Source organism: Bradyrhizobium sp., from assembly GCF_017881085.1.
In the GTDB taxonomy this organism is placed as follows: domain Bacteria; phylum Pseudomonadota; class Alphaproteobacteria; order Rhizobiales; family Xanthobacteraceae; genus Bradyrhizobium.
In genome coordinates this window covers 1-14,497 of sequence record NZ_JADGRI010000116.1, presented here as the reverse complement: position 1 = coordinate 14,497, position 14,497 = coordinate 1, and the positions used below count along the sequence as shown (strand labels likewise).

The window sequence follows — 14,497 nt, the reverse complement described above, 5'->3', positions numbered from 1 at the left end:
AGGATCGTGCCTAACGATAGCAGCGTGCCGAAAACGAGTGCGCTGACGGTCACTGCCAGGTAGGACTTCTTGGCGGACATATGCGACATCTACTGACCCCTCTACTACACACTCGTACTAGAACGAATTCTGAGTCGGGCGATTTGTTGGCGTCGCCGTTTATTCGCTCCGCTGGACCTGCATGCGGGTGAATTTCCTGTGGATCGGACTTGTAGGTGCGTTCGGGGATCACATCGGAGATCATGACCGCGGGGCTTGCTGTCTCGTCCCCCATTTCGGCCCGCGCGCCACGATCTTGAGCGCTTTGTAATGGCCTTTGCAACGCGTTGGCCTCATCCCAAGGCGTGCGTATCCTGACGTCGCCAGCCTAATATCAAGATCGCCGAATGGCCTCATCCCAGTGGCTCTATGGCGGCGACACCTTCAAATTATACCGCTGACGGAGCCGCTCAGCGAGATCGTTAGTAAGGTCTCGCCATTCCTGCGGATTGCGAATGCCTCCAGCTGCCGGGGTGATCGTCAACATCGCTCGCCAATGCGTCCCACCGTAGACCGTGACTCGAAATCCGACCTTAGGACAATCAGGGTGTCGCGCCAGGTCAAGTTCAATCATTTCGGCAAGGTCCGCCGCCGTCTTGAGTTGTTTTTGCTGCGCTTTACCTTCTCCCGCCTTTGCGTGGGAGGTGGTCGGTGGTGAACTTCCACTGACTGAAGAATGTCCCTCAACAACGGAGGTTGCCTCAGCTTCCGAAATACCGTCCGTACTGGAGCCTGGCGGATTTCCTCTGAGGATGGCAGCAGTCTTTCCGAAAAATTGCTGTGCCAAAGTGAGCTTGTAGTCGTCACTGTGGTCGTCTGCCATGGCCGTCGCTCCTCACCGAGTGTCAGCTCAGAGAATCTTCACTTTTCGCTCGGCACCGGTCCAGACACCTGCGTGGCAATCAGTCCCCGAAGAGAGCCCCCACAGCATCATGAAACAGTAACCCAGCGATAGGCGTCAAGAACAGCGGCGTACGAAACGGCCGCGCCTGGCGGCGCGGCTCATTTCATATTGGAAAGCAGCAGGTGAATGCGCGAAAGGCGCCCGTCGGGGGGCAGCTCAGTACTCCCGCGGCTCCCGGCCACGGACTGATTGGCTTCCGCCTGATCGACGGGGCCAAGGTAGTGCCCCAAATAGACGCCGCCGACCGCGAGAACGATTCCCAGCACGATGGCCAGCGCCGTTGGAATTACAAAACTTGGACTGATCACTTTGTGGGTCATCGCGGATACTCGCTTTGACCTACCCCCACGAGAAAGATGCCACCTTCCGCTGAGTCGGGGAACCAGTAATTGAACGGCGACATTCCTTATTTCCCTTTCGCCTTCTGCAGTCCGATCTTCCTTTTTTTCCATTCAAGTCGAAACTCCACCTGTGCCTCGTCAAGGCTGGCAGCCGTTCCGCTGGAAACGCCGGCTCCTGGAAGGTTGCAATTCCATAGCCAGACTTCGGAGGGGGGTTCACCCGCCAGCATGATCCGGCCGACCAAATTTCCGTCTTCGATTACGGCGTACTCGCTGGACCCGATCGAGCGCAGGGTAAGACTGGCAGTTCCACGATCGCGGCGCCATTGCTTGATCAGACGGAAAAGAAGAACAAAACCCCCAACGAGAAATAGAACTGTGAGGATATCGAGGATCATTCAATGCCGCTGATGTCGACCATATTGCTGCTATTATCGACGGGCGTCTGCCGCAGTTGGGGCGGGACCATCTTCTGCCAGGCATTTTATGAGATAAGCGGTCCGGTCTCTAGGGATTACTTTAGCTTCGTCCGCCTTGTGAGCGCATTCTCGCTGCTTGATTTGCTCGGCACGGCGCTTTTCTGCAGCCTCGCGATATTCCGGTGCTACGGCATTGGGGTCGACAATCTTTTGAGCGAAGGATGGTTCAATCGATACAAGTGCCGCAACAAAAGTCGCGGGCCAAATTGATCTCATGACAGAATTCCTAATTGTCAAAAAAAGTGAGGCTTAAATCAGATGAGTAGCATGCGAGAATATGTGCCACCGTCAAGCCTAATAAACCCAACGCCGCCCGACGATGTCGCGGTCTCCTGAGGTTTGATTGTGGATCCGCGCCCCGATGGCCGAGCCAGCGCTGATCGGCCAGGAAGTTTTGGCGCCTGCGGCTGATGCGCCTCGCCGGGGGCCGAAACGATAACCGGGCATTAACTATATAAGTCCATGATCTAAGCTGATTTTAGGTGGGCAATCGCGCAAAGGAGCCTTCGCTGGATCGTCCACGCGAGCTCGGTCCCATTGATTCGAGGCGAACGCAGGTGGCTGAGACACCGGAAAAAGAACCACAAGCTGAGATACCGAACAAAGAGTCGCAACTCGACAAAGCGCCTGTAGTCCTGAACAGGCGATCCAGCCGAACGCCGGCGGTGGTTGTTTCCTCATTGGTTTTGGTCGTCCTTGGTGCGGTGGCCATATATGCTTTGCCGCAGTTCAATATTGCGCTGCCGAATTTCAGTAGCTTCGCTGAACTGTTTTCACGCGAGACGGCTTCAGCTCCAATACCTGATCCCGCCGTCAAGGCCACGCTGACGGATATTCAATCGGCTCAGCAACAAAATGCAGCTGCGCTGCAGGAAAATGGAGCCGTTCTGCAGCAAAACACAGCTATGTTGCAGCAAGGCGCAGCTACCCTGGAGTCCCTGAGGCAAGGCTTCATGGCTCAACAGACCAATCTGAAAACAATATCCAATCAAATCTCCTCGCTGATTGCGCGAGTGGACTCCCTGCAAAATGCGCAGGGGCCGCTGACCACGTCCTCCATCACACAGCCAAACCTTCGCGCCCGGTTGGTCAGAACGTCGCGCAAGAAAACATCTCGAGTGCCGGACAAACCTGTCGGACCTTTTTCGGTTGGAGGCGCGCCGCTGCATCCAGCGCCGACACCGGGACAGGGCGCGGGATAGGTTTTCGGCGGCTGAGCTCGCCTACGCGGCGCCGTGCCCCTCTATTGCTGCCTGCTAAACTGGCCCTTCGCCCTCCTTCCTTGATGCAACTGCCACGTTGCCGGTGGGACCGATCGCAGTTACTTGCAGGATCACTTCTCCGTCCTTGGCCCATGCGTAGTGGACCGCAGCCGCAGCTCGCTCGCTACCCCGGATTGGCCTTCAATCCGGCGGCCTCGATGCCGGCGATCGCGCAGGCTTCGTCATTGTCCGAGGTGTCGCCGCTGATGCCGACGGCGCCGAGCAGCGCGCCGCCGCTCTGGATCAGCACGCCGCCGGGCACCGGCACCAGCCGGCCTTGCGCCAGCGTGTTCACCGCATCTACAAAATAGGCCTGCTCCTGCGCGCGCTGGAACAGCGCCCGCGATCCCATGCCCATGGCGAGCGCGCCATAGGCCTTGCCGTGCGCGATCTCGCTGCGCAGCAGGCTGGTGCCGTCCTGCGCCGCGGAGACTTTGACGCAGCCGCGCGCGTCCAGCACGGTGACGACAAGCGGCTTCAGCTTCTTTTCTACCGCTTTGGCAAGCGCGGCATCGAGGATCTTGCGGGCGACGTCGAGGGTCAGTTCGGACATGGATCGGTTCCTTTGCGGGTGGGGACGGGATTAGGGGATGGAGCGCGCACTGTCGAGGCTCATCGCCAGCACGCGGGCGACGTGAAGGGGCGCGCGGTCGGTGCCGTCGGCAATCTGGTGCCGGCACGAGGTGCCGTCGGCGACGATCAGCGCGTCGGCGCCGGCGCCGCGCACCGCCGGCAGCAGCGCCAGTTCGGCCATGTCGATCGAGGCCTGATAGGTGTCGGCGCCATAGCCGAAGGCGCCGGCCATGCCGCAGCAGCTGGACTCGATGGTCTCGACCTTCAGATCCGGTATCAGCCGGAGCGTCTGTTCAACCGGCTTGAAAGCACCGAACGATTTCTGATGGCAATGGCCGTGCACCAGCGCCTTGCTGGCGACAGGGCCAAGCGGCAGGGCGAGACGCCCGGCCTCGGCCTCGCGCACCAGAAATTCCTCGAACAGCAGCGCCTGCGTGCTGACGCTCTTGGCGGTGTCGTCCGAGCGCAACGAAAGCAGCTCGTCGCGCAGCGTCAGCAGGCAGCTCGGCTCGAGGCCAATGATCGGAACGCCGCGCGCGGCGAACGGCGCATAGGTCGCGACCAAGCGGTCGAGTTCGGCGCGGGCGTGATCGACGAGGCCCGCCGAGAGAAACGTCCGCCCGCAGCATAGCGGCCGGGCGCCATCCGCCGGCTTGGGAATGTGGACGCGATAGCCGCCCGCGACCAGCACGCGCAGTGCGGCGTCGAGATTTTCCCGTTCATAGGCGCGATTGAACGTATCGGCGAACAGCACGACTTCTCGGCCGTCAACAGGGCCGACTACCTCGGCGGCGGGGTCGAACACATCGCGTCGCCACGCCGGCAACGTGCGCTGCGCGCTGATGCCGGCGAACTTTTCGAACAGTCTTCGCAGCAGGGGGCTGTTGTTGCGCCAGTTGGCGAGCGGGGCAACGCGCGCGGCAAGCCCTGCATAGCGCGGCAGATAGCCGACCAGCCGATCCCTCAGCGACAGCCCGTGCTTTGCCGCCCGCGCCGCCTGCACCTCGATCTTCATCTTGGCCATGTCGACGCCGGTCGGACACTCCAGCCGGCAGGCCTTGCAGGAGACGCAGAGCTTTAACGTTTCCATCATCTCGTCGGAGGCGAGAGCGTCGGGACCCAACTGGCCGGAGATCGCCAGCCGCAGCGTGTTGGCGCGGCCTCGCGTGACGTCCTTCTCGTTGCGGGTGGCGCGAAAAGACGGGCACATCACGCCGCCCTCGAGCTTGCGGCAGGCGCCGTTGTTGTTGCACATCTCGACCGCGCCCTGAAAGCCGCCGCCGGCGCCGGGCCAGGCCGACCAGTCGAGTGCGGTCTTGAGCTCGGTGACACGGTAGTCCGGCGGATAGCGGAACAGCGCGCGATCATCCATTTTTGGCGTATCGACGATTTTGCCGGGATTGAGCACGTTGTCCGGATCGAAGCGGTGCTTGACCGCCCTGAAATCCTCGATGATGCGCGGGCCGAACATGGTCTCGTGGAATTCCGAGCGCACCAGGCCATCGCCGTGCTCGCCGGAATGCGAGCCCTTGTACTCGCGCACCATGGCAAACGTCTCTTCGGCAATGGCGCGCATCGCCTTGACGTCTTTTTCCAGTTTCAGATTCAGGACGGGGCGCACATGCAGGCAGCCTTCGGAGGCGTGCGCATACATGGTGCCGCGGGTGCCGTGCCTGGCAAAGATATCGTTGAGCCGGGTGGTGTAATCGGCCAGATGCGGCAGCGGCACCGCGCAGTCCTCGACAAAGGAGACCGGCTTGCCTTCCTGCTTCATCGACATCATGACGTTGAGGCCGGCGGCGCGAAATTCGGCGATGGCGGTCTGCAGCGCGGGCTCCGTGATCTCGACCACGCCGCCCCATTTGCGTTTGGGGTTGTTCCAGCCGAAGCCGAGATCGGCCATCAGCTCGCCGAGCGCCTTCAATCGCCTGACATTGTCGGCCTGCTCCTCTTCGGCGAACTCGACGACCAGCACCGCATCGGGATCGCCGCGCACGGCGGTGGTGATGATCGGCTTGAACATCTCGATCTCGCGCCCCAGCGCCAGCATGGTGCGATCGACCAGCTCCACGGCAATGGGCCGCAGTTTGACCAGATGCTGGGCGGCATCCATCGCCTCGTAAAAACTGCCGAAATGGCAGACGCCGAGCACCTTGTTGCGGATCACCGGCCACAGCTTCAGCTCGACCTGGGTGGTGAAGGCGAGGGTCCCTTCGGAACCCACCAACAGATGCGCCATGTTGTTCGGCGTGTTGCGCGGCACCAGCGCGTCGAGATTGTAGCCGCCGACGCGGCGCTGCACCTTTGGGAATTTCTCCGCGATTTCGTCCGCCTCGCGCGCGCCCAGATCGAGCATGTCGCGAAACAGCGCAAGCCCGCCGTCGTTCGCGCCCGATGGCGCAAGATCCCGCGCGACCTCGCCGAAATGCAGAAGCGTGCCGTCGGCCAGCGCCGCGTCCATCGAGCGCGTGTTGTCGCGCATGGTGCCGTAACGCAGCGAGCGTCCGCCGCAGGAATTGTTGCCGGCCATGCCGCCGATTGTCGCCCGCGATGCGGTGGAAACGTCGACCGGAAACCACAGGCCATGCCTTTTGAGCTGGCGGTTGAGGTCGTCGAGCACGATGCCTGGCTCGACCACACAGGTCCGGTTCTCGACGTCGAGCGAGACGATGCGGTTCAGGTGTTTGGAGAAATCGACGACGATGCCGTCATTGACGGTCTGGCCGCATTGCGAGGTGCCGCCGCCGCGCGGCGTGACGATCCGCCCGGCGTCGCGGGCAATCGCCAGCGCCCGCAGCGCCTCGTCCATGGTTTTTGGCACCACCACGCCGGCTGGCATGATCTGGTAGAACGAGGCGTCGGTCGCATAGCGGCCGCGATTGAAGGAATCGAAAAACACGTCGCCCGAAATTTCGCGCGCGAGCCGGTCTTCGAGTGTCGTTGAACCCTTGGAGCCCTTGGCCATCCTATCCCCGTTGCCGCCGCGGCCGGATTATGCTTGCCCGGAAGCCGGGCGGGAATGAGATGCAGCTTTCCCGCCCGTTTTCTGATTTTGAATGCAAAATATCGCCTGACTCTGGCCGATCAAGCCGGCTCGGACGCGGACGGCGCGCCCTCGTTCAGATGTTCGACGGCGGCGGTCCGCTTGTTGCGCAGGTGCTTGAACAGGATGTCGCTGAGCTCGCTGCCGGCGCGGCGGCGCAGCGCGTCCAGGATGGTCTCGTGCTCGCGCATCGCCTCGCCCCAGCGCTCCCGCTGGCGGGCGAAATTGGCGGCGTAGCGCACCCGGCGGATCCGGCCCGCGAGGCTGGCGTAGGTGCTCTGCAGCGCTGCGTTGCGCGCGGCCTCGACGATCTTCTGGTGGATCAGCTGGTTGACGCGAAAATAGCCGTGCATGTCCCGGTGCAGATAGAAGCCGTACATCTCGTAATGCAGCCCTTCGATCTCGGCAATTTCGGCATCGGTAATGTTTTCGCAGGCAAGGCGGCCGGCAAGGCCTTCCAGGCCGCCCATGATGTCGAACAATTCGGCAAGGTCGCGCTCGCTCAGCTGCCGCACGCGGGCACCGCGGTTAGGCAGCAACTCGACCAATCCTTCGGCGGCCAGCACCTTCAGCGCCTCGCGCAGCGGCGTGCGCGAGATGCCCAACATCTCGCAAAGCTGCCGTTCCGGAATGCGGCCGCCGTCCGGGATATTGCCCTCGACGATGTGGTCGCGCAGCCGCGTCAGGATCTCGTCGTGCAGCGACTGGTCTTCCCGGTCGGAAGCCGCGCCGGCCGCAAGCGCCGTTGTGGAGGTGGCGTCACTTGGAATCAGGGGTTTCATGGAGCGAAACATAGGCTGTGACGGCAATGCCGTCGATCCAAAAATGTAAACAATTATTGGATTGATGCGGTATAAATTGAATGCAATATGGCCGAATGGTTCGGATTGGAAGGAAAAAGATCCCATGACAGCGCATCGGGGACGCCATTTTTTGCAGATTCCTGGCCCCAGTCCTGTGCCGGATCGCGTGCTCCGCGCCATGGATATGCCGGTCATCGACCATCGCAGCGCGCAATTCGCCGAGCTCGGCATGGCGGTGCTCGATGGTTGCCGGAATATCTTCAAGACCTCTGCGCCGGTCATCATCTTTCCCTCTTCGGGCACCGGCGCCTGGGAGGCGGCGATCGTCAATACGCTGTCGCCGGGCGACAAGGTACTGATGGTCGAGACCGGCCACTTCGCCACGCTGTGGCAACAGATGGCGGCGCGCTGGGGCATCGAGGTCGATTTCATCCCGGGTGATTGGCGCCACGGCGTCGATCCCGCCGCGATCGAAGCGAGGCTGGCGCAGGACACGGCGCGCGCCATCAAGGCTGTCATGGTGGTGCATAACGAGACCTCGACCGGCGTCACCAGCCGGGTTGCCGACGTCCGCGCCGCGATCGACCGTACCGGCCATCCCGCGCTGCTGCTGGTGGATACGATCTCCTCGCTCGGCTCGGTCGATTACCGGCATGACGAGTGGAAGGTCGACGTCACGGTTGCCGGTTCGCAAAAGGGCTTCATGCTGCCGCCCGGGCTCGGCTTCAACGCCATCTCCGAAAAGGCGCGTGCCGCGGCCCGGACCAACAAGATGCCGCGGTCCTATTGGGACTGGGAAGAAATGCTGAAGCCCAACGCGGCCGGCTTCTTTCCCTACACGCCGGCCACGAACCTGCTCTACGGCCTGCGCGAGGCGATCGCGATGCTGCTGGAGGAGGGGCTCGATCAGGTGTTCGCGCGGCACAAGCGTCTCGCGGCCGCCACGCGTGCCGCCGTCACGCATTGGGGCCTGGAAGTGCTGTGCCTCGAGCCGTCGGAATATTCGCCGGTGCTGACGGCGGTGCTGATGCCGCCGGGGCACGATGCCGACAAGTTCCGCAAGATCGTGCTCGACAATTACAACATGTCGCTCGGCTCCGGCCTGAGCAAAGTCGCAGGCAAGGTGTTTCGCATCGGCCATCTCGGCGAGTGCAATGAGCTAACCCTGATGGGCGCCCTGTCGGGCGTGGAGATGGGCCTCACCGCCGCCGGCGTGCCGCACCGGGCTGGCGGCATCGATGCTGCCATGCAGTCGCTGGAAGAGCGCCCGACGACGAATTCCCCCGGGCATCTGAAGGTCGTCAAGACCTGACGGTCGATCGCGCGCGGGCCGATCGACGCAGCTTCAAAAGCAACAAGAACGAATTCGGGAGTGAGAGAATGCGGCTTCGGTTCAAGGTCACCCATGTCGTGCTGGCGATGCTGTGCATCATGTACTTCATCACCTATGTCGACCGCGTCAACATCGGCACGGCGGCCAGCGAAATCCAGAAGGAGCTTCACCTCAGCAATACCCAGCTTGGCCTGGTGTTCTCGGCCTTTGCCTATCCCTATCTCTTGTTCCAGGTGATCGGCGGCTGGATCGGAGACCGCCTGGGGCCGCGCAAGACGTTGTTCTGGTGCGGCCTGATCTGGGCGGTCGCAACGATCGCGACCGGCTTCGTCACCAGCCTGCTGACGCTGTTCATCGCCCGCGTCGCGCTCGGCTTTGGCGAAGGCGCGACCTTCCCGACGGCGACGCGCGCGATGCAGTACTGGACGCCCGCCGACAAACGCGGTTTCGCGCAAGGCCTCACCCACGCCTTCGCCCGGCTCGGCAACGCCGCAACGCCGCCGTTGATCGCGGTACTGATGGCCTGGCTGACCTGGCGTGGCTCGTTCGTCGCGCTGGGCCTTGTCAGCCTGGCGTGGGGCGTGGTCTGGGCGCTGTATTTTCGCAACGAGCCCAAGGATCATCCTGACATTACCGACGCGGAGCTGGCGTCGCTGCCGCCGCGCTCGCTCGACAAGCGGCCCGAGGTGCCGTGGGGACCGCTGTTGCGGCGGATGTGGCCGGTCACGCTGACCTATTTCTGTTACGGCTGGACCCTGTGGCTGTACCTCAACTGGCTGCCGCTGTTTTTCAAGAATAGCTACAGCCTCGATATCAAGAACTCGGCGCTGTTCGCGTCGGGCGTTTTCTTCGCCGGCGTGGTCGGCGACAGCCTCGGCGGAATTCTGTCCGACCGAATTCTCAGGAAGACGGGCGACGTCCGCTTCGCGCGGCTGAGCGTGACGATCTCGGGCTTCACCGGGGCCCTGTTGTCGCTGCTGCCGATCCTGTTCATTCACGATATCACTGTGGTCGCGTTGTGCCTGTCCGGGGGATTCTTCTTCGCCGAAATTACTATCGGCCCGATGTGGTCGATCCCGATGGACATTGCCCCGAAATATTCGGGTACGGCCGCGGGGCTGATGAACACCGGCTCGGCGCTGGCGGCGATCGTGTCGCCGCTGGTGGCTGGTTACGTGATCGACGTCACCGGCAACTGGTATCTGCCGTTCCTGATGTCGATGGGATTGCTGCTGCTCGGCGGCTTCTCGGCGTTCCTGATGCACCCCGAAACGCCGTTCGAGGAGGGCGATGCCATGGCTCCCTCAGCGAGGCCGCTCACCGCGGGGTAGCAAAACCAGCAAAGCCCGCCTTTTCGGGGATTGACGGCGTCCGCCGGGCAGGGGACAAGCCCGCCGAATAGTGATATTCGAGCGCTTGCGAAACCACAAATACCGCCCCCGGGAAGGACGCCAGATGACCCTGCACACAGGAAGGCATTTTCTCCAGATTCCAGGACCGACCAACGTGCCCGACCGGGTGCTGCGGGCCATGGACATGCCGACCCTGGATCACCGCGGTCCGGAATTCGCCGAACTCGGTCATGCGGTGCTGGCGGGCTGCCAGCGCATCTTCCGCACCAGGCAGCCGGTCATCATCTATCCGGCGTCGGGCACCGGCGCGTGGGAGGCCGCGATCGTCAACACGCTGTCGCCGGGCGACAAGGTGCTGATGGCCGAGACCGGCCAGTTCGCCGTGCTGTGGCGCGGTATCGCCGAGAAGTTCAAGCTCGATATCGAGTTCATGCCGACCGACTGGCGGCGCGGCGCCGATGTGGAGGAGATCGAGGCCAGGCTCGCCGCCGACCGCCAGCACAAGATCAGGGCCGTCTGCGTCGTGCACAACGAGACCTCGACCAGCTGCGTCACCCATCCGCTCGAAGTCCGCAAGGCGCTCAACCGCACCAACCACCCGGCGCTGCTGATGGTCGACACCATCTCGGGTCTGGCTTCGCTCGAATATGAGCACGACGCCTGGGGCATCGATATCTCCGTCGGCGGGTCGCAAAAGGGCATGATGCTGCCGCCGGGCCTCAGCTTCAACGCGGTCTCGGAAAAGGCGCTGGCGGCCTCCAAGGCGAACCAGTCGATGCGGTCCTATTGGGACTGGCACGACATGATCGCGATCAACAAGCTCGGCACCTTCCCCTACACGCCGGCCACGAATCTCCTGTTCGCGCTCAAGGAAGCGATTGCGATGCTGGAGGAGGAGGGGCTCGAGAACGTCTGGGCCCGGCATATGCGTCATGGCGCGGCGACCCGCGCCGCGGTCAAGGCATGGGGTCTGGACCTTGTCTGCCTCGACCCGCACGGCTATTCGGCGGCGTTGACCGCGGTGATGGTGCCTGAAGGCCACGATGCCGACGCGTTGCGTAAGGTGATTCTGGAAAACTTCGACATGTCGCTGGGCACCGGCCTCGGCAAGCTCAAGGGCAAGGCATTCCGGATCGGCCATATCGGACATTTCAACGACCTGATGCTGATGGGAACGCTGGCAGGCGTGGAAATGGGCCTCGATCTCGCCAAGGTGCCGCATCGCGGCGGCGGCGTGATCGCCGCCATGGACGTCCTGAAGGGACGCGACGTGGTGTCGATGCCGAAATCGAAGGCCGCGGTTGCGTAAACGCCGGTATGAATTCGTGCCGGAGTGGGCGATCCTCGCGCACTTCGAAGACCTTTCCGCATGCAAGAACAGAAAGAGCGCGCAATGAACGCCCCGGTACCAGCGACCGAAGACCTTCTCTATGTCGTCGAGGACGGCATCGCGCGGCTGACTTTCAACCGTCCGCAGGCCCGCAACGCGCTGACCTTTGCGATGTACGAGCGGATGGCCGAGATCTGCGCGAGCGTGAATGAAGACCGCTCGATCAAGGTGATGATCCTCACCGGCACCGGCGACAAGGCCTTCGCGTCGGGCACCGACATCTCGCAGTTCCGCGCCTTCAAGACCGCGCAGGATGCGATCGACTATGAAGAGCGGATCGACCGCGTGCTGGGCGCGCTGGAAAAGGTCCGGGTGCCGACCATCGCGGCCATCGCCGGCGCCTGCACCGGCGGTGGCGCGGGCATCGCCGCCTGCTGCGACATTCGCATCGGCACCGCGGCGATGCGGTTCGGCTTCCCGATCGCGCGCACGCTCGGCAATTGCCTGTCGATGTCCAATATCTCCAGGATGGTCGCGCTGGTCGGGCCGGCGCGGACCAAGGATCTGATCTTCACGGCGCGACTGATCGAGGCGCCCGAGGCGCTGGCGCTCGGTCTGCTCAACGAAATCGTGCCGGACGTGCCGACGCTGCAGCGCCGCGTCGACGAAACCGCAAAACTCGTGGCCGGCCATGCGCCGATCACGATGGAGACCGCCAAGGAAGCGGTGCTGCGGATCCGGCGGACGTTGTCGCGCGAGGAGGGCCGGGACCTGATCCTTCGCGCCTATATGAGCGAGGATTTTCGCGAAGGCATGGATGCCTTCCTCAACAAGCGCACGCCGAACTGGAAGGGCAGCTGATTCCCTGGCCTGAACATCGGCCAGCGTGTCCAAGCAACGGGGCCTCAATTCTGGGGTCGGAGCCACCCGCTACCGGCAGAATGGCGCGAGGAACGAACCGGTTGCAACCGGGCGGAGCTTGCCACCGTTGTGGAGTGGAAGGGCGGGAAAGCGCGCGTTGCGTTCGTAGCAAGTTTCCTGCCGAGCAGGACCGCTCGAGCGTACGGCTATTCTCCTGCCCGCCGCGCTTCCAACGGGGATTGCTGTTGCCCAGTCGTCCGAATTGCCGGCTGCATCACCACCCCTTATGATTGCATTAACGAAACCGGACTAAATTTGGGCGAGGGTAGTTGCCCGATCACGTTTCGGGCCAAATTGGTGTTTTGGGGCTGTGGATATTCTTCTCGCTCTTGGTGCCTTGCTCGTCGCCTTGGTCTTCGCCGGGTGGTCCTGCGCGAGGTCGTACTTTGAGAATGGACGCCGCCGAGGCGAGGAGGACGCTACTCGCGAGATTCTTCGAGGCGTCAGTTCTCACTACGAATTGAATGGCCAGAATGTTCCCGCGAGCGTGGCCGAAGCACTAACGGCACTGAAAGCCGCATCCGGGAAACGTCGTAAAGCGGCGGATGGATCGACGGATCCCTATCATGCGCTACTTTGGCGATTGGGAGACGCAATTGGAGAGGCGTGTTGGCTGAAGGGGCATGCTGCGGGCATAAGACGGAAGGCGCCTGCCGAGGGAAGGATCCGCGTTGATCTCTCGCTGACCGAGTTGTTGCAGATTAGCTGGCTGTCGCATCTCGGCTTTCAACACATGATGCCCAATTATCGCGGCTTCGAAATTCACCGATTTAGCGGCGAGCAAGATGCGCAGGAAGGCGCGAAAGCCGTCGGCAGGATCGAGGCGGCAATTCCCGCGAAGGAACGGCCTTTCGCCGATCTTTCCCACCAATTCGAGAACCGGCAGAAGTTGATTTGCGATTGGTGGCCCGGAGCGCCAGATCGATTAACAGCTTGACGGAGGGGGCGCATGCTTGCGTTGCCGATCGAGCCAAAATCCACAGTTGTCCCCGCATAGGGACAGCAACCGGACGGGCGACATTGTTGCCGGCCAACAACCATTTACAAGAAGCCCCATGAACTTCTGAACCGCCGGTTGAGGAAAAGAACCGAGATTGACTCTTGCGACGAGTACCATTTCCGCCACGCTAACGACAAACCATCGTCAGATTTTGACGGGTATTTGTCGGGTATCATTAAAGCGGTCGGGGATGGGCTGAATGCGGTTGTTGTGGTGCATTTTTTTGATGACGATGAGCGGTGCTGTGTTCGCTCAGACAACTGGCACCGTGAACCCGAGCGTCGCTCCAGCGGAACCTTCAGTGAAGGAAGACGCGCCGCCCGGTGGCTGTATGCCGATCGGGCTGACCGCTTCTGGAGAAATCGTATTCCCATTTCAATGCAAAGGGTTCATAGAACAGCACCGCGAAAAGGGCGTGGAGCAGAAACCGCCTTCTGCGGAAGACAAACCCTCCGCTGAGCAGAAGCCGTCTGCTGTGGAAGAACAGCCCGCCGCTGCGGAGCATAGACCCGTGACAGTGGAGGAGAAGCGCGCCGTCGAGCAATCGGCGGCCGAGGGACCGGAGAATACCCAATCGATTGATAAATCGGTTGAAACAGTCTCACTATCGAAGCGCGTTAAGGAAAAGCCACGCAGGCGTTCGATGGGTTCAGCGGGCTGCCAGCGCTACCGGACTTACGATCGGAAAGCCGGCAGTTACAGGGGGTACGACGGACGGCGCCATTCCTGCCAATAGGTTCTGGTCGTCGCCCCGACTAGAATGCTCCGATTAGGAGGGGATTCTGCCAAGAGATCCGATCCGGAGCCATGGTTCGACGCGTGCCAAACCGATAAACCCAAAACCGGCAGTGGCGTAGATCAGTGTTCGGAAAGTCTAATTTCTCGCTGCATGCGTTCGATGATGGTCGTTAGGGCTTCGCTGGCAATCTTTCTATCCGCATTGCCGAACTTTATTCCTTGAAGCCGCCAATTTACATCAGAACGCGATGCCGGTTTGGTTCGCCGGACAATCACGCCGACGAACGCCTCACAATCAGGCGCAGCCTTCTGGACGGCTTCCGCTATCGCCAATTCGAGTTCCGGGATCGTAATTGAAATTCGGCTGTCCTTACGCCAC

15 protein-coding genes are annotated in these 14,497 nt (G+C 62.0%); 7 read left to right on the top strand and 8 right to left on the bottom strand.

Annotated features, from left to right (window positions below; translation table 11 throughout):
* Positions 1 to 406: 406 nt before the first annotated feature.
* The 4 genes from QZ213_RS13225 to QZ213_RS13210 all read right to left on the bottom strand — a co-directional run bounded on the left by QZ213_RS13225 (position 407) and on the right by QZ213_RS13210 (position 1,979).
* Entirely contained in the window at positions 407 to 862 is a 456-nt protein-coding gene (locus QZ213_RS13225) for a hypothetical protein (protein ID WP_291686521.1), read from the bottom strand.
* A 179-nt stretch (positions 863 to 1,041) separates the two neighbouring features.
* Complete coding sequence (locus tag QZ213_RS13220) at positions 1,042 to 1,263, bottom strand: hypothetical protein (RefSeq protein WP_291686520.1); 222 nt, start codon at positions 1,261 to 1,263, stop codon at positions 1,042 to 1,044.
* A gap of 86 nt (positions 1,264 to 1,349) precedes the next feature.
* On the bottom strand, positions 1,350 to 1,682 hold the full coding sequence (locus QZ213_RS13215; protein ID WP_291686519.1) for a hypothetical protein: 333 nt from the start codon (positions 1,680 to 1,682) through the stop codon (positions 1,350 to 1,352).
* Positions 1,683 to 1,715: 33 nt separating this feature from the next.
* On the bottom strand, positions 1,716 to 1,979 hold the full coding sequence (locus tag QZ213_RS13210; protein ID WP_291686518.1) for a hypothetical protein: 264 nt from the start codon (positions 1,977 to 1,979) through the stop codon (positions 1,716 to 1,718).
* A gap of 341 nt (positions 1,980 to 2,320) precedes the next feature.
* Here QZ213_RS13210 and QZ213_RS13205 point away from each other — a divergent pair, with 341 nt between their 5' ends.
* Positions 2,321 to 2,965, top strand: a complete 645-nt coding sequence (locus tag QZ213_RS13205) for a hypothetical protein (RefSeq protein WP_291686517.1) — start codon at positions 2,321 to 2,323, stop codon at positions 2,963 to 2,965.
* A 184-nt stretch (positions 2,966 to 3,149) separates the two neighbouring features.
* On the opposite strand, the gene QZ213_RS13200 is transcribed toward QZ213_RS13205, so the two are convergent.
* From QZ213_RS13200 to QZ213_RS13190, 3 genes are all read right to left on the bottom strand, one after another.
* Positions 3,150 to 3,578, bottom strand: coding sequence for a heme-binding protein (locus QZ213_RS13200; RefSeq protein ID WP_291686516.1), 429 nt, complete (start codon positions 3,576 to 3,578; stop codon positions 3,150 to 3,152).
* A 30-nt stretch (positions 3,579 to 3,608) separates the two neighbouring features.
* Complete coding sequence (locus QZ213_RS13195) at positions 3,609 to 6,563, bottom strand: FAD-binding and (Fe-S)-binding domain-containing protein (RefSeq protein WP_291686515.1); 2,955 nt, start codon at positions 6,561 to 6,563, stop codon at positions 3,609 to 3,611.
* A gap of 119 nt (positions 6,564 to 6,682) precedes the next feature.
* Positions 6,683 to 7,423, bottom strand: a complete 741-nt coding sequence (locus tag QZ213_RS13190) for a GntR family transcriptional regulator (RefSeq protein WP_291686514.1) — start codon at positions 7,421 to 7,423, stop codon at positions 6,683 to 6,685.
* A 124-nt stretch (positions 7,424 to 7,547) separates the two neighbouring features.
* Between QZ213_RS13190 and QZ213_RS13185 the strand changes: the two genes are divergently transcribed.
* The 6 genes from QZ213_RS13185 to QZ213_RS13160 all read left to right on the top strand — a co-directional run bounded on the left by QZ213_RS13185 (position 7,548) and on the right by QZ213_RS13160 (position 14,116).
* Positions 7,548 to 8,756, top strand: coding sequence for an alanine--glyoxylate aminotransferase family protein (locus tag QZ213_RS13185; RefSeq protein WP_291686513.1), 1,209 nt, complete (start codon positions 7,548 to 7,550; stop codon positions 8,754 to 8,756).
* Between the two features lie 68 nt (positions 8,757 to 8,824).
* Positions 8,825 to 10,108 (top strand): MFS transporter, encoded by a 1,284-nt coding sequence (locus QZ213_RS13180; RefSeq protein WP_291686512.1) that lies wholly within the window; start codon positions 8,825 to 8,827, stop codon positions 10,106 to 10,108.
* 124 nt (positions 10,109 to 10,232) lie between these two features.
* The gene (locus QZ213_RS13175) at positions 10,233 to 11,438 is read left to right on the top strand and encodes an aminotransferase class V-fold PLP-dependent enzyme (RefSeq protein WP_291686511.1); all 1,206 of its coding nucleotides are present in this window, start codon (positions 10,233 to 10,235) and stop codon (positions 11,436 to 11,438) included.
* A gap of 84 nt (positions 11,439 to 11,522) precedes the next feature.
* Positions 11,523 to 12,320: an enoyl-CoA hydratase/isomerase family protein gene (locus QZ213_RS13170; protein ID WP_291686510.1), complete on the top strand. Its 798-nt coding sequence runs from the start codon at positions 11,523 to 11,525 to the stop codon at positions 12,318 to 12,320.
* Positions 12,321 to 12,690: 370 nt separating this feature from the next.
* Positions 12,691 to 13,317 (top strand): hypothetical protein, encoded by a 627-nt coding sequence (locus QZ213_RS13165; RefSeq protein WP_291686509.1) that lies wholly within the window; start codon positions 12,691 to 12,693, stop codon positions 13,315 to 13,317.
* Positions 13,318 to 13,579: 262 nt separating this feature from the next.
* A complete protein-coding gene (locus QZ213_RS13160; protein ID WP_291686508.1) occupies positions 13,580 to 14,116 on the top strand; it encodes a hypothetical protein in 537 nt (178 codons plus the stop codon).
* 122 nt (positions 14,117 to 14,238) lie between these two features.
* Here QZ213_RS13160 and QZ213_RS13155 read toward each other — a convergent pair.
* Positions 14,239 to 14,497 (bottom strand): hypothetical protein (locus tag QZ213_RS13155; protein WP_291686507.1); only part of this gene is annotated, 259 nt, incomplete at its 5' end.

Bases quoted from the DNA above. Each gene is read 5' to 3' on its own strand.
- QZ213_RS13225 (WP_291686521.1), bottom strand. From the start codon at position 862: ATGGCAGACGACCACAGTGACGACTACAAGCTCACTTTGGCACAGCAA.
- QZ213_RS13220 (WP_291686520.1), bottom strand. From the start codon at position 1,263: ATGACCCACAAAGTGATCAGTCCAAGTTTTGTAATTCCAACGGCGCTG.
- QZ213_RS13215 (WP_291686519.1), bottom strand. From the start codon at position 1,682: ATGATCCTCGATATCCTCACAGTTCTATTTCTCGTTGGGGGTTTTGTT.
- QZ213_RS13210 (WP_291686518.1), bottom strand. From the start codon at position 1,979: ATGAGATCAATTTGGCCCGCGACTTTTGTTGCGGCACTTGTATCGATT.
- QZ213_RS13200 (WP_291686516.1), bottom strand. From the start codon at position 3,578: ATGTCCGAACTGACCCTCGACGTCGCCCGCAAGATCCTCGATGCCGCG.
- QZ213_RS13195 (WP_291686515.1), bottom strand. From the start codon at position 6,563: ATGGCCAAGGGCTCCAAGGGTTCAACGACACTCGAAGACCGGCTCGCG.
- QZ213_RS13190 (WP_291686514.1), bottom strand. From the start codon at position 7,423: ATGAAACCCCTGATTCCAAGTGACGCCACCTCCACAACGGCGCTTGCG.
- QZ213_RS13185 (WP_291686513.1), top strand. From the start codon at position 7,548: ATGACAGCGCATCGGGGACGCCATTTTTTGCAGATTCCTGGCCCCAGT.
- QZ213_RS13180 (WP_291686512.1), top strand. From the start codon at position 8,825: ATGCGGCTTCGGTTCAAGGTCACCCATGTCGTGCTGGCGATGCTGTGC.
- QZ213_RS13175 (WP_291686511.1), top strand. From the start codon at position 10,233: ATGACCCTGCACACAGGAAGGCATTTTCTCCAGATTCCAGGACCGACC.
- QZ213_RS13170 (WP_291686510.1), top strand. From the start codon at position 11,523: ATGAACGCCCCGGTACCAGCGACCGAAGACCTTCTCTATGTCGTCGAG.
- QZ213_RS13160 (WP_291686508.1), top strand. From the start codon at position 13,580: ATGCGGTTGTTGTGGTGCATTTTTTTGATGACGATGAGCGGTGCTGTG.